This is a genomic window from Treponema sp. (assembly GCF_051883275.1).
Lineage (GTDB): Bacteria > Spirochaetota > Spirochaetia > Treponematales > Treponemataceae > Treponema_D.
Genome location: NZ_JBJETK010000009.1, coordinates 1 through 1,719 on the forward strand (window position 1 = coordinate 1; position 1,719 = coordinate 1,719).

A 1,719-nucleotide genomic window follows, 5' to 3' on the forward strand; every position below is an offset into this window, starting at 1 on the left:
CAAGGAATGCGCCTCCTTTTTCCATTACGTTTCCCTTGAGCGCGCTGTTTCATTCGGCACATCCGCTCCACGCATACAGAAAAAGACACCGCCGAAGCCAATGTCATTAAGTTAATGCCAGTAACAGAATAAACGAAGATCCAGAACGAGAGGGAAAACTCGGCCTGGATCTTTTTTCATACTTTTTTTGCAGAAACACTTGACAAAAACGGAAAAATCGGCGGCGAAGCCTTCATTGCAAAAAGCAAGGAGGCAAACACATGAAGAACCACATCCAATATGTCAAGGATAAGCTCATGGAATCAATCAACTCACTGGAATCACTGAAAGGTATGTATGTCCGACATGCAGATAAGGACTTTACCCGAACTCGGGAATTACCTTTTAGTGCAATGATTAAGCTCATTCTGGAAATGCAAGGCAATGCCCTTGGCCATGAATTAAGACATTATTTCTCCTTTGACTTGGCAACGCCAACAGTATCGGCGTTTGTTCAGCGCAGAAGCCTGATTTCTTCAGATGCTTTTCTGTATCTGTTTCATGCTTTCAATTTTGCTGTACCCAGCAAAAATCTGTTTGAAGGCTACAGACTTGTTGCCTGCGACGGAAGCGACTTGAACATAGCCAGAAACCCCAATGATAAGGAAAACTACTTTCAATCCAATCCGGGAGAAAAAGGATTTAACCTGCTGCACCTTAACGCCTTGTATGATCTTTGCAGCAAGAGATATCTGGATGCTCTGATTCAGCCGGGGCGCAAAGAAAATGAATCCCGTGCCCTCTGTCAGATGGCAGACCGCTTTCCTTACCCGGGGAAAACGATCTTTATTGCGGATCGTGGCTATGAAAGCTACAACTGCTTTGCACACATTGAAAGAAAAGGCATGAACTATCTTATCCGCGTAAAGGACAAGGACAGCAACGGTATTCTTGGCGCGATTCAGCTCCCGCAAGCGGATACCTTTGATATTGACGTCCATAAGTGCTTAACCAGAAAGCAAACCAATGAAGTCAAGGCCCATCCTGAAAAGTATCATTTTCTTCCCAAGAAATCGACCTTTGATTTTCTTGACCTTCATACCAATCTGTTCTACGATATGGATTTTCGTGTTCTGCGTTTAAAAATCTCGGATGATTCTTATGAATGTATCATCACAAATCTCGACAGAAAATCCTTCCCACCGGAGAAAATCAAAGAGCTGTATCATATGCGCTGGGGAATTGAAACCTCTTTCCGTGATCTCAAACACACCATTGGTTTGAATCATTTCCATTCAAAAAAGGTGGAGTTCATTAAGCAGGAAATCTTTGCAAGACTGGTCCTTTACAATTTCTGTGAGGCCATTACCTCTCACATTGTTGTTCAGAACAAACCACGCAAACATACTTATCAGCTCAATTTCTCGGCTGCTGTTGATGTTTGCAGACAGTTCCTGCTGGATCGCTCAACGCTTTCTCCACCTGATGTTGAAGCTTTACTCCTTAAGTATGTGCAGCCTGTTCGCAATGGACGACACGACCCTCGCAAAGTCAAGCCTCGTTCATTCGTCAGCTTTACTTACAGAGTAGCTTAACATCCTTATCTTAATCTATTTTGAAGCAGATGTCCATCTGTCTTTTTGTCGTACAGCAAAAAAGAGAAGATGACTCTCTTTTCGATAAATCATCTTCTCTCGGAGATATTCTTCCTCTGCCATCTGCTTAACTAAATGACATTGG

The 1,719-nt window shown here is 43.0% G+C and carries 1 protein-coding gene; it reads left to right on the forward strand.

What is annotated here, in order from left to right:
• The first annotated feature begins 260 nt into the window (after positions 1-260).
• A complete protein-coding gene (locus tag ACI4L0_RS00890) occupies positions 261-1,574 on the forward strand; it encodes an IS4 family transposase (protein ID WP_439798289.1) in 1,314 nt (437 codons plus the stop codon).
• Positions 1,575-1,719 lie beyond the last annotated feature (145 nt).